This window comes from Pseudomonas sp. WS 5078 (assembly GCF_012985745.1).
Classification (GTDB): domain Bacteria; phylum Pseudomonadota; class Gammaproteobacteria; order Pseudomonadales; family Pseudomonadaceae; genus Aquipseudomonas; species Aquipseudomonas lundensis_A.
The window spans coordinates 588,303-608,654 of record NZ_JAAQWX010000001.1 but is presented as its reverse complement, the minus strand read 5'-3'; the positions used below and the strand labels follow the sequence as shown (position 1 = coordinate 608,654).

14 protein-coding genes are annotated in these 20,352 nt (G+C 53.3%); all 14 read left to right on the top strand.

The features are described from left to right. Positions 1-346: 346 nt before the first annotated feature. The 14 genes from dnaA (at position 347) to HBN68_RS02730 (ending at position 20,131) form a co-directional block, all read left to right on the top strand. Positions 347-1,864 carry a chromosomal replication initiator protein DnaA gene (dnaA, locus tag HBN68_RS02795; protein ID WP_169962472.1) on the top strand — a complete coding sequence of 506 codons (1,518 nt, stop codon included), beginning with the start codon at positions 347-349 and terminating at the stop codon, positions 1,862-1,864. Positions 1,865-1,902: 38 nt separating this feature from the next. Continuing rightward, the gene (dnaN, locus tag HBN68_RS02790; RefSeq protein WP_047278985.1) at positions 1,903-3,006 is read left to right on the top strand and encodes a DNA polymerase III subunit beta; all 1,104 of its coding nucleotides are present in this window, start codon (positions 1,903-1,905) and stop codon (positions 3,004-3,006) included. Between the two features lie 21 nt (positions 3,007-3,027). Further along, entirely contained in the window at positions 3,028-4,131 is a 1,104-nt protein-coding gene (recF, locus tag HBN68_RS02785; RefSeq protein ID WP_094995129.1) for a DNA replication/repair protein RecF, read from the top strand. A 5-nt stretch (positions 4,132-4,136) separates the two neighbouring features. Next, positions 4,137-6,554 (top strand): DNA topoisomerase (ATP-hydrolyzing) subunit B, encoded by a 2,418-nt coding sequence (gene gyrB / locus HBN68_RS02780; protein ID WP_169962470.1) that lies wholly within the window; start codon positions 4,137-4,139, stop codon positions 6,552-6,554. A 662-nt stretch (positions 6,555-7,216) separates the two neighbouring features. Further along, entirely contained in the window at positions 7,217-7,855 is a 639-nt protein-coding gene (locus HBN68_RS02775) for a hypothetical protein (protein WP_047296582.1), read from the top strand. Beyond that, the gene (locus HBN68_RS02770; RefSeq protein WP_047296584.1) at positions 7,836-9,797 is read left to right on the top strand and encodes a DDE-type integrase/transposase/recombinase; all 1,962 of its coding nucleotides are present in this window, start codon (positions 7,836-7,838) and stop codon (positions 9,795-9,797) included. The genes HBN68_RS02775 and HBN68_RS02770 overlap by 20 nt, the downstream gene beginning before the upstream one ends. Beyond that, positions 9,794-10,729 carry a TniB family NTP-binding protein gene (locus HBN68_RS02765; protein WP_047296586.1) on the top strand — a complete coding sequence of 312 codons (936 nt, stop codon included), beginning with the start codon at positions 9,794-9,796 and terminating at the stop codon, positions 10,727-10,729. The genes HBN68_RS02770 and HBN68_RS02765 overlap by 4 nt, the downstream gene beginning before the upstream one ends. Before the next feature lie 36 nt (positions 10,730-10,765). After that, positions 10,766-11,863: a TniQ family protein gene (locus tag HBN68_RS02760; RefSeq protein WP_094988644.1), complete on the top strand. Its 1,098-nt coding sequence runs from the start codon at positions 10,766-10,768 to the stop codon at positions 11,861-11,863. After that, positions 11,863-13,689 carry a TniQ family protein gene (locus HBN68_RS02755; protein ID WP_080963860.1) on the top strand — a complete coding sequence of 609 codons (1,827 nt, stop codon included), beginning with the start codon at positions 11,863-11,865 and terminating at the stop codon, positions 13,687-13,689. The genes HBN68_RS02760 and HBN68_RS02755 overlap by 1 nt, the downstream gene beginning before the upstream one ends. Positions 13,690-13,882: 193 nt before the next feature. Beyond that, complete coding sequence (locus tag HBN68_RS02750; protein WP_047296926.1) at positions 13,883-15,865, top strand: AAA family ATPase; 1,983 nt, start codon at positions 13,883-13,885, stop codon at positions 15,863-15,865. A gap of 2 nt (positions 15,866-15,867) precedes the next feature. Then, on the top strand, positions 15,868-17,772 hold the full coding sequence (locus HBN68_RS02745; protein WP_047296924.1) for an ATP-dependent helicase: 1,905 nt from the start codon (positions 15,868-15,870) through the stop codon (positions 17,770-17,772). A gap of 204 nt (positions 17,773-17,976) precedes the next feature. Further along, positions 17,977-18,297, top strand: coding sequence for a hypothetical protein (locus HBN68_RS02740; RefSeq protein WP_047296922.1), 321 nt, complete (start codon positions 17,977-17,979; stop codon positions 18,295-18,297). 20 nt (positions 18,298-18,317) lie between these two features. Next, positions 18,318-19,529, top strand: a complete 1,212-nt coding sequence (locus tag HBN68_RS02735; protein ID WP_034139948.1) for a PfkB family carbohydrate kinase — start codon at positions 18,318-18,320, stop codon at positions 19,527-19,529. Beyond that, a complete protein-coding gene (locus HBN68_RS02730) occupies positions 19,526-20,131 on the top strand; it encodes a 7-cyano-7-deazaguanine synthase (RefSeq protein WP_047296918.1) in 606 nt (201 codons plus the stop codon). Before HBN68_RS02735 ends, HBN68_RS02730 begins: the two co-directional genes overlap by 4 nt. Positions 20,132-20,352 lie beyond the last annotated feature (221 nt).

Sequence of the window (20,352 nt, the reverse complement as noted above, 5' to 3'; positions counted from 1 at the left end):
CAACATCTGTGGATAAAACGCTACAGGCCTTATAAATTCGAGCTTCCAGCGATTCAAAAGGTTGTCCACAAGCGGTGCTCTGCCTGTGCTGCTCCTTCGGAAAAGCTGTGTATGAAAGGGCCACTTATCCACAGTCGACTTATGCACAGGGTTTCGCCCCCACTTGTACAACGGGCTTAGGCCCGCTTATCCACAGAGCTTATGCACCTACCATTTGTCGCTTTGTTCAGGGATAAAACCGCATTCCTTCCTTATAGACAGGCAACCTACATGTGGATAAGTGAACGCGTGCTCGCTACAATGGCGCCTGTTTTTGCCTCACCGGCTTTCAACTTAGGGGATATCCGTGTCAGTGGAACTTTGGCAGCAGTGCGTAGAGCTTTTGCGCGAAGAACTGCCTGCCCAGCAATTCAACACCTGGATCCGTCCACTACAGGTCGAAGCCGAAGGCGACGAGTTGCGCGTGTATGCACCCAACCGTTTTGTCCTCGACTGGGTGAACGAAAAATACCTGAGCCGTTTGCTTGAGCTGTTGAATGAGCACAGCAATGGCATGGCGCCTGCGCTGTCCTTATTAATAGGCAGCAAGCGCAGTTCGGCCCCTCGTGCGGCCCCCAATGCGCCGTTGGCTGCTGCTGCCTCGCAACAGGTGGCCGCACTCTCCGTGGCCCCGAGTGCTCCTGCCCAATCAGCAGTAGCACCTGCGCCTGTGCACAAGCCTGCTACCCAGACGAGTGAAGAGCCGTCGCGAGACAGCTTCGATCCAATGGCTGGCGCCAGTTCGCAACAAGCGCCGGTACGCGCCGAACAACGTACCGTTCAAGTTGAAGGTGCGCTCAAGCACACCAGTTACCTGAACCGCACGTTCACCTTTGAAAACTTTGTCGAAGGTAAATCCAACCAACTGGCCCGCGCTGCGGCGTGGCAGGTGGCGGATAACCCCAAACACGGTTACAACCCGCTGTTCCTCTATGGCGGTGTAGGTCTGGGTAAGACTCACTTGATGCATGCGGTGGGCAACCACCTGCTGAAGAAGAACCCGAATGCCAAGGTGGTGTACCTGCATTCCGAGCGTTTTGTAGCGGACATGGTCAAAGCCCTGCAGCTCAACGCAATCAATGAGTTCAAGCGCTTCTACCGCTCGGTGGATGCATTGCTCATCGATGACATTCAGTTCTTTGCGCGCAAGGAGCGGTCTCAGGAAGAGTTTTTCCATACCTTCAACGCCCTGCTTGAAGGCGGTCAGCAAGTGATTCTCACCAGCGACCGTTACCCGAAAGAAATTGAAGGCCTGGAAGAACGTCTTAAATCACGTTTTGGCTGGGGCCTGACCGTGGCCGTCGAGCCGCCGGAACTGGAAACACGTGTGGCGATCCTGATGAAAAAGGCCGATCAGGCCAAAGTCGATTTGCCCCACGATGCCGCTTTCTTTATTGCTCAACGCATTCGCTCCAACGTGCGTGAGCTTGAAGGTGCGCTCAAGCGGGTGATTGCTCACTCGCACTTTATGGGCCGCGACATCACCATCGAGCTGATTCGTGAATCCCTTAAAGACTTGCTTGCGCTGCAAGACAAACTGGTCTCTGTGGATAACATCCAGCGCACGGTCGCGGAGTACTACAAGATCAAGATCTCGGATTTGCTATCCAAGCGCCGTTCGCGCTCGGTGGCGCGTCCCCGTCAGGTCGCCATGGCATTGTCCAAAGAGCTGACTAACCACAGTTTGCCGGAAATCGGTGACGTGTTTGGTGGCCGCGACCACACGACGGTCTTGCATGCGTGCCGCAAGATCAACGAACTCAAGGAATCCGACGCGGACATCCGCGAGGACTACAAGAACCTGCTGCGAACTCTGACCACCTGATGACACCAGCGCAGCTTATTAAGGCAAGGGACTAGACCATGCATTTCACCATTCAACGCGAAGCCCTGTTGAAACCCCTGCAACTGGTCGCAGGCGTTGTTGAACGCCGCCAGACCTTGCCGGTATTGTCCAACGTGCTGTTGGTTGTCGAAGGCCAGCAACTGTCGCTGACCGGTACCGACCTGGAAGTCGAGCTGGTTGGTCGCGTGCAATTGGAAGAGCCGGCCGAGCCCGGCGAAATCACCGTACCTGCGCGCAAGCTGATGGATATCTGCAAAAGTTTGCCCAACGATGCGCTGATCGACATCAAGCTTGATGATCAAAAGCTGGTGGTCAAAGCCGGGCGTAGCCGCTTTACGCTGTCTACACTGCCTGCCAATGACTTCCCGACCGTCGAAGAAGGCCCAGGCTCACTGACGTGCAACCTGCAGCAGAGCAAGCTGCGTCGCTTGATCGAGCGCACCAGCTTCGCTATGGCGCAGCAAGACGTGCGCTACTACCTCAACGGTATGTTGCTCGAAGTTTCGGCCGGGATCATCCGTGCCGTCGCCACCGATGGTCACCGTCTGGCCATGTGTTCGATGAAAGCCGATATCGGTCAGCCGGATCGTCACCAGGTCATTGTGCCGCGTAAGGGTATCCTGGAGCTGGCTCGCCTGCTGACAGAGCCGGATGGTGAAGTCAGCATTGTGTTGGGGGCTCATCACATACGCGCAACAACAGGCGAATTCACCTTCACCTCCAAACTGGTAGACGGCAAATTCCCGGACTACGAGCGCGTGCTGCCTAAAGGTGGCGACAAAACTGTCATCGGTGATCGTCAGGCGCTGCGTGAAGCGTTCAGCCGCACGGCGATTCTGTCCAACGAGAAATACCGCGGTATCCGTCTACAGCTGGCTAATGGTCAGCTGAAAATCCAGGCCAACAACCCGGAACAGGAAGAAGCGGAAGAAGAAGTGGGTGTTGACTACAACGGTGGTTCGTTGGAGATCGGCTTCAACGTGAGCTATCTGTTGGACGTATTGGGCGTAATGACCACTGAGCAAGTGCGTCTGATCCTGTCGGACTCTAACAGCAGTGCGCTGGTGCAAGAGTCGGACAACGACGACTCGGCCTACGTTGTCATGCCGATGCGCCTGTAACTTATGCACAGCCTGCGCTAGATGTCCCTCAGTCGTGTCACAGTCACCGCGGTGCGTAACCTGCACCCGGTGACGTTCTCCCCCTCCCCCCGCATCAATATCTTGTACGGCGCCAACGGCAGCGGAAAAACCAGTGTGCTGGAAGCTATCCACTTGCTGGGGCTGGCCCGTTCGTTTCGTAGCGTGCGGCTAAACCCCGTTATTCAGCATGAACAACAGACGTGCACCGTGTTCGGTCAGGTTGAGTTGGCTGAAGGCGGGCACAGTGCGCTGGGTATTTCACGGGACCGGCAGGGGGAGTTTCAGATTCGCATCGATGGTCAGAATGCGCGCAGTGCTGCGCAACTGGCAGAAATATTACCGCTGCAATTGATCAACCCGGACAGCTTTCGTCTATTGGAAGGCGCACCTAAGATCCGTAGGCAGTTTCTGGATTGGGGCGTGTTCCACGTCGAACCGCGCTTCATGTCGACCTGGCAGCGGCTACAGAAGGCCCTGCGGCAGCGGAACTCATGGCTGCGGCATGGTACACTCGACGCCGTTTCACAAGCGGCCTGGGACCGGGAACTGTGCCTGGCCAGTGATGAAATCGATGAATACCGACGCGCCTACATCAAAGCCTTGAAACCAGTCTTTGAGCAAACCCTGAGTGAATTGTTGGAGCTCGAAGGGTTAACGCTGAGTTATTACCGTGGGTGGGACAAAGACCGTGAGCTGAGCGCAGTGCTCGCCGGGTCCGTCCACCGCGATCAGCAAATGGGTCATACCCAGGCGGGACCGCAACGTGCTGATTTACGTCTGAAGCTGGGCGGACACAATGCCGCAGAAATCCTTTCGCGTGGACAGCAAAAGTTAGTGGTCTGCGCCTTGCGGATTGCTCAGGGGCATTTGGTCAGCCAGGCACGGCGCGGCCAATGTATTTATCTGGTGGATGATTTGCCGTCTGAACTCGACGAGCAACATCGCCACGCACTGTGTCGCTTGTTGGAAGACTTACGCTGCCAGGTGTTTATCACCTGTGTAGATCACGAATTATTGAGGGAAGGCTGGCAGACGGAAACGCCAGTTGCTCTGTTCCACGTGGAACAGGGCTGTATCACCCAGACCCACGACCATCGGGAGTGAAGGCATTGAGCGAAGAAAATACGTACGACTCAACGAGCATTAAAGTGCTGAAAGGCCTGGATGCCGTACGCAAACGTCCCGGTATGTACATTGGTGACACCGACGATGGCAGCGGTCTGCACCACATGGTGTTCGAGGTGGTCGATAACTCCATCGACGAAGCACTGGCTGGCCATTGCGACGACATCACCATCATCATTCATCCGGATGAATCCATCACCGTTCGCGACAACGGTCGTGGCATTCCGGTTGATGTGCACAAAGAAGAAGGCGTTTCCGCAGCTGAAGTCATCATGACGGTGCTGCACGCTGGCGGTAAATTCGACGACAACTCCTATAAAGTTTCCGGCGGTCTGCACGGTGTAGGTGTGTCGGTTGTTAACGCCCTGTCCGAAATTCTAGTGCTGACCGTACGCCGCAGCGGCAAGATCTGGGAACAGACTTATGTCCACGGTGTGCCTCAGGCACCGATGGCGATCGTGGGCGAAAGCGAAACCACCGGTACCCAGATCCATTTCAAACCGTCTGCAGAAACCTTCAAGAATATTCACTTTAGCTGGGACATTCTGGCCAAGCGTATTCGCGAACTGTCCTTCCTGAACTCCGGTGTTGGTATCGTCCTTAAGGATGAGCGCAGTGGCAAGGAAGAGCTCTTCAAGTACGAAGGTGGCCTGCGTGCATTCGTTGACTACTTGAACACCAACAAGACGCCAGTCAACCAGGTGTTCCACTTCAACGTACAACGTGAAGACGGTATCGGCGTAGAGATTGCTCTGCAGTGGAACGACAGCTTCAACGAAAATCTGCTGTGCTTCACCAACAACATTCCGCAGCGCGATGGCGGTACGCACTTGGTGGGCTTCCGCTCTGCCTTGACGCGTAACCTCAACACGTACATCGAAGCCGAAGGTTTGGCCAAGAAGCACAAGGTCGCCACCACTGGCGATGATGCCCGTGAAGGGTTGACTGCGATTATTTCGGTGAAAGTGCCAGATCCGAAGTTCAGCTCCCAGACTAAAGACAAGCTGGTGTCTTCCGAAGTGAAGACCGCTGTTGAACAGGAAATGGGCAAGTACTTCTCGGACTTCCTGTTGGAAAACCCGAACGAAGCCAAGTTGGTTGTCGGCAAGATGATCGACGCCGCGCGTGCCCGTGAAGCGGCCCGTAAAGCCCGTGAGATGACCCGCCGTAAAGGCGCGCTGGATATCGCAGGCTTACCTGGCAAGCTGGCTGACTGCCAAGAAAAAGACCCGGCGCTATCCGAACTGTACCTGGTGGAAGGTGACTCTGCTGGCGGCTCCGCCAAGCAGGGACGTAACCGCCGTACCCAAGCGATCCTGCCGTTGAAAGGTAAAATTCTCAACGTTGAGAAAGCCCGCTTCGACAAGATGATTTCTTCGCAAGAAGTTGGCACCTTGATCACAGCGCTGGGCTGCGGTATTGGCCGCGAAGAGTACAACATCGACAAACTGCGTTATCACAACATCATCATCATGACCGATGCTGACGTCGACGGTTCGCACATCCGTACCCTGTTGCTGACCTTCTTCTTCCGTCAGTTGCCGGAGCTGATCGAGCGTGGCTACATCTACATCGCTCAGCCGCCGTTGTACAAAGTGAAAAAGGGCAAGCAAGAGCAATACATCAAAGACGACGACGCCATGGAAGAGTACATGACGCAGTCGGCCCTTGAAGACGCCAGTCTGCACTTGAACGAAGACGCCCCGGGTATCTCTGGCGAAGCGCTGGAGCGTTTGGTCTACGATTTCCGCATGGTGATGAAAACCCTCAAGCGCCTCTCGCGCCTGTACCCTCAGGAGCTGACCGAGCACTTCATCTACCTGCCGGCTGTTTCGCTTGAGCAACTGGGTGACCACGCAGCCATGCAGGCGTGGATGGACAAGTTTGAAGAGCGTCTGCGTCTGGTTGAGAAATCGGGCCTGGTGTACAAGGCCAGCCTGCGCGAAGACACAGAGCGCAACGTATGGCTGCCGGAAGTGGAACTGATTTCCCACGGCCACTCGACGTTCATCACCTTCAACCGTGATTTCTTCGGCAGCAACGACTACAAAACCGTTGTGACCCTTGGTGCGCAACTGAGTACTTTGCTGGATGAGGGTGCCTACATTCAGCGTGGCGAACGCCGCAAGCAAGTCACCGAGTTCAAGGAAGCACTGGACTGGTTGATGGCTGAAAGCACCAAGCGTCACACCATTCAGCGCTACAAAGGTCTGGGTGAAATGAACCCCGATCAGCTCTGGGAAACCACAATGGACCCAAGCGTGCGTCGCATGTTGAAGGTCACTATTGAAGATGCGATCGGCGCCGATCAGATCTTCAATACCTTGATGGGCGACGCCGTAGAACCGCGTCGTGAATTCATCGAGAGCAACGCATTGGCAGTCTCCAACCTGGACTTCTGATGCGGCTGTAGGTTCTCAAAATAAATGAGAATTCTTACAAATAGTTGAACTGTGCAACACAAAAAAGCCAACGCTATGTAGCGTTGGCTTTTTTGTGTCTCTTGTTTGAAGAATTTTGGATAAGCGATTCAGTGTTATAAAGGATGCATATTTTTATAATAAATTTAGAGAAATAGCCTTATTGAAAACGTTATTCGCTAACTCGATATAAATGAAATTTTATAGAAGTTTTTCACATATAACACGGAACTATAAGATCCAGCTTTATTTGCTCATATAGCTATAAAGGAATTGTCAGTAGTCAACGCCTGGCTTAATATCGTTAGTCAAAAATTAGCTATGAATGCATGAGGTGGGGCTAATTTATTGTTTGACGTAATGTGCGCCAGAGCTAGCGTATAAGGATTCTAAATGCAGAAAGAGGAAGCCAGAATGTAAAAACGCGATCAACCTTGGGAGGATGACCGCGCCTAGATGAAGCAGGAATTACTTGTGTGGTGCTCGTAATTTCTGCCTTTTTTCGGCGCATGTCAACTCTCCCCAATTTTTCGACCTTATCGAGGCGTCTCGAGGGCACAGTGTTGCCTGTTGAATAGCCTCCATGAGTCCGCTGGCGCATGCATTTTTCTGCGTCAAGGACTCGTTCGACCTGGAGAAATGTCATGGCCGTAAGAAATGTTGTAACCCGCAGATCCTGCCACTTCCGGGGCTTTTTCCCCTCACTGAAAAATGGCAAATCCATTCCTTGGGAATCCCAGCTTGAGGGGTATTTTTTGAGTCTTCTTGAGCTGTCGCCTCAGGTGTTTCGATACGAAGTTCAGCCGAGCAAAGAAACCTTCGAAATGGGTGGGTACAGCGCCATCTACTACCCTGACGTCCGGGCAGTGCTGCACGACGGAACGGAGCAGTGGTTCGAGGTTAAGCCCGCTGCAAGGCTCCTAACCCGGCATACCAGCTCGCGCATGGAGGCTATTGAAGACCACTTCAAGCAGACCAATCGGGTGTTCACAGTTGTTAGTGACGAATATCTCTTGGCTGAGCCGTTCTCTAACAATCTCCGTGATTTGATGTATTACCGGCGGAGCATGATGCTCATTGATTGCGACCCGGAAAGTTCTGTTGCGCTTTTAAAGACCTATCAACCCGGCACGATTAAGGAACTCTGTGAGTTGTTAGGTTGTGAAAAAGCATGGCATCTGCTTGGACTAGGTTACGTCGGGGTGAACCTCGAAAAGCCTATAGCACCTTGTGCTCCAATCTATCTCCAAGGAGGTCACCGTCATGGAAACTTTTTCGCTTAAGCTGAAATTAGTGGTGATATTTAACGGTGCCAAGTTAACACTTGTAAAACGACTCAAGAATCGTCAGTTGCTTTGGGTAGATGAGCTTGGGGAGCCCGTTAAAATGACGGAGGCAGAGTTTTATAGACTTTATGACACCAGAGAGTTGTTCGTGGATGAGGAGCAACCATATCTCGGCGTGATTCCTATAGTTCGAAACGCAGCACCTGACATCACGTGTTTCCCCGAGAAGCACTCCGCTGCTGCCTACCGGAGACGATGCTATCTAACACGTCTTATTGATTGTATTAGTCATAAGCTACCACCTAACAACGATCTGAAGAGCCTGATTCAACAAGCTGCCATTGAGATGGATGATCCGATTACTCCGCCGTCAGTGTCGACTATCAGGCGATGGATCCTTTTATTCCGTACTGGCAGTGTCGTTAAATTGGTCCCCCGTCACAGAGATAAAGGCCGATCTCGAATCATTGTCGGGGAGTTAGAGGAGGTGGTGTCGGATCTAGTCGATACCGACTATCTGACTTTGGAACGACCACTCTTATCTACGGTGTATGCGGAGCTGAAGGCACGTATCGACAACATAAATGCGGGACGGTTGCCCTCTCAAAGGCTCGTGGTCCCGTCTGAAATGACTTTTAGGCGATACGTTGACAGTCTAGACCCGTATGAGGTCGACAAAGGGCGTCTGGGCAAACACGCGGCAAACCAGCTCCATCGAACTGCGATAGGCAAACTGATTGTCAGGAAAATTCTTGATCGCTGGGAAATTGATCACACGCCGCTAGACATTTTGGTGGTGGACGATGAAACAGGTAAGCACATCGGCAGACCATTTCTGACGATAGTGCTTGATCGCCATTCTCGAATGGTCATGGCATACCTTATCCATTTTTCAGCTCCAAATACCGAGAGCGTGCTCCGGGTAATCGAGCGCGCGATTCGACCGAAAGCGGATTGGCTATCTCGATTTTCTGCAGTGCTTAACGAATGGAGAGCTCATGGGCTTCCTTCACGTATTGTTCCTGACAATGCGGCGGAATTCCACGCAGGTGACCTAGTTAGCGCATTTAACGAACTAGGCATTGAAATTATGTATCCCGCCTCCCGTGCACCTCAAAAGAAAGGCGCAGTGGAGCGTTTTTTTCGTACTTTGAATGACGGTCTGATCCATCGACTTCCAGGTACGACTTTCTCAAACACCAGAGAGCGCGGCAATTACCCGGCTGAGGCACTCTCCTGCATAACCCTTGTTGAGCTTGAAACCAAACTGGTCAAATGGATTGTGGACGTTTATCACCAACGGCCACACCGTGGCCTCCCGTCTCAACTAAGTCCTGCACAAGCTTGGCTTGCTGGAGAGGCAGAGCGTCACATCTGCCTGCCTACTGATCTGGATGCGTTGGAGTCGGTACTGGCCAAACGTAAGGACAGCCCCGTTCACCATTATGGGGTTGAAGTCGGGACACATGTCTATCACTCGCCAGAGCTTGCAGAGTTAAAAATGAAGCTCGCGGAGGGTGAGAAAATACAAGTCCGTTACCGCGACGAGCTCGGATATGTATGGGTTCATGACCGTTTCAGGAACCTGTTTATCCTGGTACCAGCTAAAGACAAACGGCTCATTGGTATGAGTCGTGAAACCTTTGATCTGGCACGTGCGCAGTTGCGTCAATCAGGAAAGTCGTCACCTACCTTTGACGCGATTCATCAAGCCTACCGAGCCATCATGGCCGATGTTGCAGATCTGAAACGATCTCAGAAGGCTCGTAAACGCCGTGAAGCGGCAAAAGTGAAACTTGATCGCAGCGGTGTTCAACAGCCTCAACCCCTGGTAGGCATGCCAGACCCTGTGGACTTTCTTGACGTCGAGGTAGTGCTGGAGTCCATTCCTGCGTACACAGTTGTTTCGCGCGCTCCCCATATGGGGGGGGAAAAATGAACGCCAATACGCGACAAGAGAGTGCATTTTCGCTACGCCACCATTTCATTCGTAGCCCGCAAAGTGATCACGCGATCATGCGCTTGGAAGAGGTCCATCAGGACACTGTCAGGACTCAGAATAGCAAAGGACTTGTTATCCAAGGGCCGAGTGGTGTTGGCAAGAGCTCACTGGTGAGGGAGTACATACGAAATGAAACAGTTGGAAATCCGGATCGTATTCGGTCGGTTTTGGTTGTGGAAATGCCCTCCTCTCCGTCAAAAAAGAACCTCGCGACGGCTGTTTTGGTTGCAATGAAGGACCCGTTCGCCACAGCTCGCGGCCATTCTGCCGAGCATAAATTCACTCGGATAGTTACTTTGCTGAAGAATCAGGGGACCGCAATGATCATCCTGGATGAAGCACAGCATCTTGTGGATTACAAAAAGGTTGGTGCTTACGAGGCAGCGGATTGGATCAAAAGTTTGATGAACGAAACCGACATCACTGTAGTGCTGGTCGGGCTGAAACGGACAGAGGGACTGCTTTGGGCCAATGAACAGCTTCGTCGAAGGTTCTCAGCCAGCATTAATTACGGAAGGTACGAGTTTACTGGGGAAACATGGAAGCAATTTGCATCTTTGCTGAAGGCCATTCAAGGCTTGTTGCCCGTTCAGAGCATCAGCTTCCTTTCCAAAGACATGCTGCAGCGTTTTCATTTAGCGTCCTTTGGACTGATTGATTATTTGATCAAAATTCTGGATCGCGCCGTGTGGCTGGTTCAGCACAACGGCACTGAAGGTATCGATCTCGATGTACTTTCCCAAGCGTTCAAGGATGAGGTGTGGAGTCAGGTCCCAAGTGAGAGAAATCCATTCAGTACGTCTTTTGATTTCCGGCCGCTAATAGGCGGTCGTGAGCCTTTCGAGAACTTTGACCACCCTTCTGCTTGAGAGGCTGCCGAGGGTAACCCCGGCATTGATAAAAATATGCAAAACGATATTTACGCAGATCTTTTAGCCTTGGAAGCATCTGTGATGGAGGCTCGTGCAGCTGAGTCGCAGATGAAAGCTAAATCACGGATGCAGCGTGCGTTTGATCAACTTGCTGTGCCGCAGGTAGATTTGCTTTTGAAGAGCGATCTCCAGCCTTGGGAGGGGCTAGATAGCCTTTTGTTCCGCGTCGCAAAACTCAATCACTTACTGGGTATATCGCAACTTAAAATCGCATTGGACATGCCCAATGGTTCGTTCTATGGACAGATAGAAAACAGAAATCGCCAGCTACAAAAGTGCACCGGTAGCACTGCCGAAGCTCTTCTTGAATCGATGCCGGTCGAGGATGATGATGGCATGGTGAGGCTCGGAGGCCATGAATTCACAGCGCGCACTGTATCACTCAAAACTCACCGTATTTGCCCCTTGTGTATAAGGGCGTATGGATATGCACGTGTTTATTGGGCATTTGCTCCGCTAGCAGTGTGTGAAGAACATGGCTGCTATTTGTGGGATCAGTGTCCAACATGCTATGCCTCGCTTGGCGACAACAGACCTGAGTTGGGCAGGTGTCGCTGTGGTACTTGCTTTGACGATTTTCTATCTGTGGCTGCGAGTGCCCCGGCTACCGCACTTGCTTCCCTTATTGCCAGCGTGTACAAGCGCCACGAGACCCCTTCATTGCGATCTGAGGGTGGGCTTGAAATTGATCGCTTAGCCTCTCTTGGGCTCAATGACTTGCTGAAGTTGATTATGTTTCTGGGCGCGATATCCAGTGATCGAAAGGGCATGACACTGAGTTTAAATCGCCGTGTCGTTTCGATGGGACTGGTGCGTCAACAATTTGAGCGAGCAGCTGCTGGATTATCAGATTGGCCAAACGGAATGTTCTCAATTCTGCGACGGGCCAGGGTTTTTACCTCATGGCAAGAGACGCCTAATTCGGTCTACGGCAGTTTGGTTCACGTGCACGACCTGGCTATGGACAAATTGGACTGCAGCTCATTCAAACTGATCTCTGAGGGATTCAGCTCGTTCCTCAGTACTCCCCAGGCATGGCGCGAAGATGACTTTGAGGAGCCGCAGCGATAATGTTTGGACTGCTGGTTACCCCCAAGCCGTTAATGGATGAAAGTTTATACGGTTATCTGTATCGCTTAGCTCATACCAATGGTTTGGCCGGCCTGGAGGTAGTCGCCATGCATCGATCTTGCATGGCGGCGGGCCAGAAAGAATGGGTAAAAATCCATTCTTCTTTGAGTTGGCTTTTATCGGTTGAGGAACTTTTGCATCCAGCTACCGAAGCCATCAAAGCATGGTCCCCGCAGCACAGGAAATGCTGCTCACAATGCTTGGAGGAGTCGCAGCATTGGCGTGATTTATGGGACCTCACCTTGGTGACGTGTTGCCCGGTCCACAAAAACAGCCTTCATGATCATTGCTCCGTGTGTGGAGCGCAATTCAAGCCCGGGGTCATGGCGACGTTTGAGTGTACCGAGTGCGGCACATCGCTTTCGTTTGGAGCCAGATCCATCAGAGCAGATCCCATGGCCTTGTGGGTAACTTGCGAATTTGAACGCCGCTTAAGACACGCGCCGACAAATTCAGATCCTCTGTCACATCTGACCATTAACGAATTTCACGAGCTTGCCAAGCGTTTTGGAGTTCGTGAATCTCATTCGGTATTAGATAAACCATTGAAACTGGCTGGAGCCGGCGCTTTGGCGGTTGCCATTCCCCTGGCTACCGCCGCCGGCCAGATTTTAAAAGACTGGCCACATGGTTTCTGGGCTTTTCTGGATAAGCTCGCTATCACCCGGCAAGCAGTACCAGGCTGGAAGCTTGGAAGTGTATTTGGGCAAACGTATAAAGATATTCACAGCGGTTTGAAGGGGGCCGCTTTTCAATTCATCCGAGATACGTTTGGACGCTACGTCGAGTGTCGGTGGGAGGGCCCATTGGCCCGACGAAATCGATATCTTCGCTCGGACACCATCACGAGTCACCGCTGGGTCTCAATTCGGGCGGCTGCCAAAAAGGTAAATGTCCCATCCGCTTTACTGCACCGCATGGTTGCTAATGGTGAACTACCTCATCGTGAAATGAAGTATCCATCCGGTCGCAACGGCTTGGTGGTGGATTATTTAGAACTTACGGTGCGCGCGGAGCAGCTCAAACATGCGGTAAGCCTAGAGGAAGCTGCTAGTTGTTTAAGTATCACCAAGCCACGTGTCCGTCAGTTGCTAGATGCGGGCTTGCTGAGGTCTTTAGGCGGAAAACCATCGCCGGGGGAGCGATGGTGGATAGACGGCTCGTCGCTGATTAACTTGGGAACGGCCCTTCCTTGCCCTCCCATGACAGATGGGCTGGTGTCAGTCACACAGCTTGCTAAGCTCGAACTGCCGACCAAAGGAAGTTTCGTCGAGCTTATTGCTTCTATTCAGAAAGGTAAGATTAATGCATATTTTGTGAACCCCGATGATGGTATTGCGCTGGGAAAATGGCTTGTTCCTCGATACCGTATTTCCTCGATATATCGCAATAGCCCGAATCTCAGCGTTGTGGAGGCTGCATTCTTGCTCGGGATTAAACAGGAGGTCGCGTACGCCCTGATTCGCAGCGGGCTACTGACGAGTTACCCGATTCGGTCTGGTCGTAGAACAGCACATTGTGTTCCCCAAGAAGCAATTAGGGAGTTCAACCAATCGTTTGTTCTCGGTCCTGAATTGGCGAGAATCAACAAAACATCCTTGAAGTCGATCCCTCCCCTTATGCGTGAGCATGGAGTTCTGCCCGTTGTTGGTCCAGGAGTGGTGGGAGCCAACTGCAGGCAATACGTTTGGCCTAGGTTGATGCAGATTGTTGGCGCCGACGTCGAGTTGACCCTGGGTCAAAGTCGCACCAGCGCCAACAATTAAGGGTGTTCTCGCCTGCTGTTCGGGGGCCTGGAATCAGCTTGCTGCTCTCACGCAGTTAGCCCGACGTTTTGGCCTGACAAGCGAAAATGGCACAAAAATCCGGGTTCAAGGGCTGTGCGCGAACTATTACTGCGTTAACCTCGCCCAATAGTAACGAGCATGTGTGCCTGTTACCGCATTGAGGAGGGAACCTGTGCGCATCGAGTCGATCACGATATCTGGCTTTCGCTGTTTCGGCCCGAATGAGATTTCCATTCCAATCTCAGATGAGGTCACCACAATCGTTGGCCCTAACGCTGCGGGTAAAACTGCGCTTCTGCAGGCTATGTCGAAGCTGTTTGGGGTCACGCGGGCGCAGCGCACCGTATCACTTTCGGATTTCCACCTAGCTCCTGGAGAGGATCCTGAGAGCCGCGATTCAAAAGAGCTCTTCATCGAGGCGATCGTTGCCTTCCCGGAATTGTTGGACGGGTCTGCAACCGCGGAAACCATCGCCCCTTCATTTCGGCACATGCTGATTACGAGAGCAGCCCAGGCGCCCGTTTGCCGAATGCGGCTTCAGGCACAGTGGGATGACGACGGTACGCTTGAGGGAGAGGTGTCACAGAGTCTTTTTTGGATCGATTGCTTAGATGACGAGCCCGCAGAGGACAAATACCAACCGGTGGCAGTGACCGATCGGGGCCTCATACAACTTTATTACACCCCTGCAAGTCGAGATGCCGCCGGCCAAATCCGAGCAACTGCCGGCACGCTGGCCGCCCGTCTCCTGAGGGCCATTGAATGGTCCTCCGACACCGAAGACAAAGTGCAAGAGGCGACTGAGAGCCTGACTGCTGCGTTTGAAGGCGAGTCTGCGATCACTGCAATTACCGAGGCTCTGCAAGCACGCTGGGCCGACCTGCATGACGACGCTTCCAATACCAAGCCTAGGCTCAGTCTGGTGAGCCGACGTTTTGAGGAAGTGATCAACAAGATCGCAGTCATATTTGAGCAGGGACCTGACGGGCGAGAAAGAGGTATTGAAGCCCTCAGTGACGGACAGCAGTCGCTATTTTATTTTGCATTGGCCGCCGCTGTTTTTGACCTAGAGCGTGAGGTCGTTGAAGGTTCTGTGGCCGGTTTTCGAGAGGATGCACTCCATATTCCCGCGCTCACACTGTTTGCTCTTGAGGAACCAGAAAACCATCTTTCACCCTACTTCCTTGCTCGCATCATCCGCCAGGTTCGATCGTTGACTGAGGCCAGCGGTGCGCAGGCCATAATCACGAGTCATTCGCCGGCGGTTCTTAGCCGAATCGATCCAAGCGAGGTCCGTTACTGCCGCTGTAACGCAAAGACCCGCGTATCTACTGTGAAGCGAATTGAGCTGCCAACTGACGATGTGGAAGCCAGCAAATTCGTGCGTGGGGCCATCTTGGCTTATCCCGAACTCTACTTCGCAAGGTTCGTTCTGCTTGTCGAGGGCGATTCGGAAAGAATCGTTCTCCCTCAGCTCGCCGAGGCACTTGATCTTCTCATTGACCCTGCTTTTGTCGCGATCGTCCCTCTCGGTGGACGACACGTCCAATATTTTTGGCGCTTACTTAAAGCCCTAGGTATCCCTCACGCGACTCTGCTTGACTTGGACCTCGGCCGTGATGGTGGGGGGTGGGGGCGAGTGAAAACAGCGATTGAGAAGCTCATTGAGTTCGGTGCGCCCAAGGCCAAATTGCTAGAAACCACAAGCGGCGTTCTGGCCGATGCGGCATTCGCAAATATGCACGGATGGAGCAACTCGCCTGACCATTCAACCCTACTGGGTTGGATCAACAGCTTGAAGCCATACGGGGTCTACTTTTCAGCACCACTAGATCTTGATCTCGGCATGCTGAAAGCCTTCCCTGATGACTATGCCGCCGTTATTCCTAAAGGGGGAGGTCCTCGCATGGCTGCTGATAAGGCCGCTGAGGTTGTGCTGGGGACGTCAGGTCCAGGACTTTCGGTGTACACGGGACCCTTTGAGGATTACCCCGCATTGTTTCCGGGCTATCGGTACCACTTCCTGACGCACAGCAAGCCAGCTACGCACTTGGCGGCATTGGCTCGAGTCAGCAAGGCGAGCCTGACTGCACGAATGCCAACAGTTCTGTCTGAAGTCGTTTGGCATATTTCCAACTCCTTAAGGCGAGACTGATTATGGCCGTTTCGTCACGCCGAATTGCTCGTGAGGATTGGAAACCCGTCGGGGTTAAAGCTCTGGAAGCGAATGCGCTGAAAGTGGTTCGTTCGAAAAAAAATCGGTCCGTTATTGCCGGACCAGGCGCTGGCAAGACAGAACTGCTTGCGCAGCGCGCTGCCTTTCTCCTTCAGACGGACACTGCGCCATCTCCACGGCGCATTCTGGCTATCAGCTTCAAACGTGATGCGGCATCTAATCTGGCAGCACGCGTACGTCAGCGCTGTCACCACTCCCATGCGAGCCGCTTCGACTCCATGACGTTTGATGCGTTTGCAAAAGGATTGGTCGACCGCTTCGGTCAGGCATTACCTGACCGCTGGAGGCCAAGACCCGATTACGAGATCACGACTCACACGGAGCGAGATTTTCGCGAGTACCTCCATGACCTTCCACCGCCACCTGCGGTAATCGGAACAAGAAATGATGTGCGTGAGATAGGGTCTAAAACCTTTGAGCGTCGGCACCTGCTCGGCTCACCGTTACCTGTAGAAGGATGGCCAGACCCAACTGTCGCGCAATGGGCGGCAGATGCGTTCTGGCGAGTGTCGCTCCACGGCGGTGGCAAAAGTGTGCTGTCTTTCCCAATGATTGGCCGTCTCGCTGAATTGCTGCTGCGAGTCAATCCGATGGCGCGGGATGCCTTGCGCCTCACCTATTCGCATTTGTTCATGGACGAATTCCAGGACACCACCAGGGTTCAGTACGATCTGGTAAGCACGATTTTTCGAGGCACAGAAACCATCGTGACTGCTGTCGGAGATAACAAGCAGCAGATCATGCGATGGGCAATGGCGATGGATGATCCTTTCTCTGCCTTTGATGCTGATTTCGGAGGTGTCCGGACTTCGCTCTTCAACAATTACCGATCTTCGCCGGACTTGGTACGTATCCAGCACGTGTTGGCCCAGGCGTTAGATGTACAAGCTGTGCAGCCGGTATCTCAGACTGACGGCACAATTGACGGAGAAAGCTGTTCAATTCTCGACTTCCCGAGTCCAAAAACTGAAGCGCGTCAGTTAGCGCAATCAGTAGCGTCATATATTGCCGACCTGAAACTGACTCCTCGAGACTTCGTCATACTGGTTCGACAAAAGGCGGGAGAATATGCAGAACTCTTGGAACCTGCCTTCGCGAACGAAAATCTGGCGCTGCGTAACGAAGCTGGAATGGTCGGCAAAGTAATGCTGCAGGAGCTGATGACAGAGGAAATCTCGAAGTTGGCGGTCAACTTTCTCCGGTTATCAATGACTCCGAGAGCGGGAAGTTATTGGTCGACTTGCCAGAATTGGCTCGCCTCAATGAGAGGGATCGATGCCGATGACTCAATCAGGCAGAGTAGGCTCGCTCGTGTGTTGGACACCTATGCAACCGAACTGGCTGCACGCTACTCCCTCCCCCCGAGAAGTAAGGTGGCCTCACGCGCACTTGTTGACGACATCCTAAATTTCGTGGGTGTAGAGCATGTGATCCGTTTCAACGCCGCCTATGGCCAAGGGAGCTGGCTAGAAAAAGTGTTAGACGCAACGGCGGAACATCTTTTATCCAGCTCGCTCCACAGTAAGGACTGGTCCCACGCCCTCGACATGTACGAAGGCGTGCATGCAATTCCTTTAATGACGATCCACAAGAGCAAGGGCCTTGAGTATCACACCGTTATCTTTGTCGGACTGGATGATGGCGCTTGGTGGAGTTTTTCTCAGGATGAAATTGAGGCCACGGCAGGATTTTTTGTGGCTTTCACCCGTGCTAAACAGCGGGTCATATTCACTTACTGTGCTTCGCGGGGCACACGAACAAAAATTGCAACGCTTTACGAGCTGCTTACTAAAGCCGGAGTCCAAATCACGACTGGATCGAGTTGATCATTTCCAGGTGACATTTCCAGACAACGGCATCGTGTGTTGACGCTGATGAAAAATCACCCAGCTGCCGAGAAATCGTTGATCCAGATACGGGACGATGCTTGGTTTGTGCCGGTCGCCGCTAGAGCATGAGGATGTTATGGCCTTTTGCCTTCCCGATGTGATATTGCTTTGCACTCAATTTGACTCGCGAAGGAGATGCGAATGTCTGGTTCTGGCGGTAGCTATCTGGGTCCATCTACACCCACCACTTCCTGCGCGGCACTTCAGTTTGATACCCAGCTAGCTTCACCGAAAGCACAGGTGGTTGGGCAGCTGAGCGTCAACGACATCCTCGACATTGTCTTTTCGCAGTCGGGTAACCAGCAAGTCGTCTCCGCACTTTGGAACGGCGCTGATGCAGGAGGGATTGTCGACCCACATCTGAACCAATTGCGAAGCTGCATGAGCCAGGGCGAACAGTACCAGGCACGTGTGCTGCACGTTGGTGGCGGGCAAGTACGCCTTCGGGTTTACCACATTTAATTTCGAGCAAGGAGAGCTCTATGATCACCATCGTAGGAGGCGTCTACCGAGAGCGCTGCATGCGCCCGGCGTGGGACGATATTTATGGGTCGGCAGGGAGGGCAGCAACGGCGATTGCTCGTTTCGGTGGTCAGGCGGAATTACACGCCTGTGTAGATAGCGACACCCAAATCGTCGTTGATGCCCGCGCAGCCGCGGAAGGTTTCCAGTTCAATGCTACGCCTGCGCAGGCACCGGTGACTTTCGAGTACATCCATGGCCTCGCCAATCCAGATATTCGACGGGGTACTCACGTCAAATCGAAGCTGCAGGTTAGCGCCGAGAAGGTGCTTCGATTCGGCATGATCGATGGAACGGCAGTAGTTGATGCTGAGTACGCGGTGTTTGACCCACAGAATGCCGACGGTACGGAGTCCTTCAGGGCAAATGGCTCTGAAGCAAAGCACCTGGCTCTGGTCCTGAACCGCCATGAGGCCAATCTGTTGGTTCCCTCTTCCAGTGGTTTGACCGCACAAGAACTCGCAATCGTGCTCGCCGAGCAGGAGCGCGCGGAGGTGGTTGTTATCAAGATGGGGCCTCTGGGTGCCTTGGTGTATGACAACGGCGCAATCTCGACGGTGCCTGCATACCGCACTGAAAGGGTATGGAAGATCGGCTCGGGAGATACCTTCGCCGCCCACTTCGCACTGGGCTGGATGGACAAAGATCTTTCGGCTCACGATGCCGCCTCGGTTGCCTCCATTGCGACGGCCTTTTATTGCGAAAATCAAGGCTTCCCCGACCAGGCTTTACTTGCTTGCTTCAAACCGTACCCACTGCAACCGTCAGTTCGGTATCGCGATGGTTACGCCCCTAAGGTGTACCTCGCAGGGCCATTCTTCACCCTCGCAGAGCTTTGGATGGTCGGGCAGGCTCGCAGAGACCTGCTGGCAATGGGGCTGGATGTATTTTCCCCATACCATGACGTCGGTCTTGGCTCTGCTGAGGACGTGGTCGAAAAGGACCTCGAAGGGGTGCGTGATTGCGACGTTCTCTTTGCGATTGGTGATGGGCTCGACTCGGGCACGATTTACGAGATTGGCTACGCTCGGGCGTTGAACAAACCTGTCGTCTTCTACGCGGAAAATGAGTCCGAACAGGACAAGAAAATGATGGAAGGCTCCGACTGCTGCATCACCGATGACTATGTGAGTGCGATCTATCAGATGGTCTGGGAAGCGGTAGTGCTATGAAGACGGGATTATTGTTGTCTGGCGGGATGGATTCCTTGACGATTGCCTGGTGGAAGCGCCCGGACATCGCGTTCACCCTGAACTACGGCCAGCTCGCGGCGCAGGCCGAGATCGAGGCTTCAAGAACGATCTGCCAACTGTTGGAAATCCCTCATCATGTGATTGAGATTGACTGCCGCCAGCTGGGCTCGGGAGACATGGCAGGTAGCCAAGCCAACAGTCTGGCTCCAGCCTCGGATTGGTGGCCGTACCGGAATCAGATGCTGGTTACGCTGGCCGCTATGAAGGCAATCTCGTTCGGTGTGACGCACCTGTGGTTGGGTACCGTGAAATCGGATGGCTTCCATAGGGATGGCTCCCCAGAGTTCATGTCGGCGATCAGCCATCTACTTTCCCTGCAGGAGGGCGGCATGGTGGTGGAGGCTCCAGCAATTGAGTTTTCTACTGCTGAGCTTGTCCGCAAATCGGGCATCCCTGCGAGTCTCCTGGCATGGGCGCACAGCTGCCATAAGTCGTATGTTGCATGTGGCAACTGCCGCGGCTGCAACAAGTACATGGAAGTGTTTCAAGAGGTGGGGTATGACTTGGATCGACTTGGGTGACCCTAATCCAAGGCTGGCTCCTGAGCGGTATGAGCCTCTCGAGTGGGAAATTGGCGATGTCTGCCCGCTCCCTGCTTCCTCGGAGGCGTTAGACCGGCCGTTCGGCGAGGTTTTGGATGCTCGTGCGTCGCATCGCGAGTTCGGCGTCGTCTATGACCTGCAGCTCGGAGCCTTCCTCTGGCATGCATGCAGAACTCGAGGATCCGGTACGTCAAACCTAG

Bases quoted from the DNA above. Each gene is read 5' to 3' on its own strand.
- dnaN (WP_047278985.1), top strand. From the start codon at position 1,903: ATGCATTTCACCATTCAACGCGAAGCCCTGTTGAAACCCCTGCAACTG.
- recF (WP_094995129.1), top strand. From the start codon at position 3,028: ATGTCCCTCAGTCGTGTCACAGTCACCGCGGTGCGTAACCTGCACCCG.
- HBN68_RS02775 (WP_047296582.1), top strand. From the start codon at position 7,217: ATGGCCGTAAGAAATGTTGTAACCCGCAGATCCTGCCACTTCCGGGGC.
- HBN68_RS02770 (WP_047296584.1), top strand. From the start codon at position 7,836: ATGGAAACTTTTTCGCTTAAGCTGAAATTAGTGGTGATATTTAACGGT.
- HBN68_RS02765 (WP_047296586.1), top strand. From the start codon at position 9,794: ATGAACGCCAATACGCGACAAGAGAGTGCATTTTCGCTACGCCACCAT.
- HBN68_RS02760 (WP_094988644.1), top strand. From the start codon at position 10,766: ATGCAAAACGATATTTACGCAGATCTTTTAGCCTTGGAAGCATCTGTG.
- HBN68_RS02755 (WP_080963860.1), top strand. From the start codon at position 11,863: ATGTTTGGACTGCTGGTTACCCCCAAGCCGTTAATGGATGAAAGTTTA.
- HBN68_RS02745 (WP_047296924.1), top strand. From the start codon at position 15,868: ATGGCCGTTTCGTCACGCCGAATTGCTCGTGAGGATTGGAAACCCGTC.
- HBN68_RS02740 (WP_047296922.1), top strand. From the start codon at position 17,977: ATGTCTGGTTCTGGCGGTAGCTATCTGGGTCCATCTACACCCACCACT.
- HBN68_RS02735 (WP_034139948.1), top strand. From the start codon at position 18,318: ATGATCACCATCGTAGGAGGCGTCTACCGAGAGCGCTGCATGCGCCCG.
- HBN68_RS02730 (WP_047296918.1), top strand. From the start codon at position 19,526: ATGAAGACGGGATTATTGTTGTCTGGCGGGATGGATTCCTTGACGATT.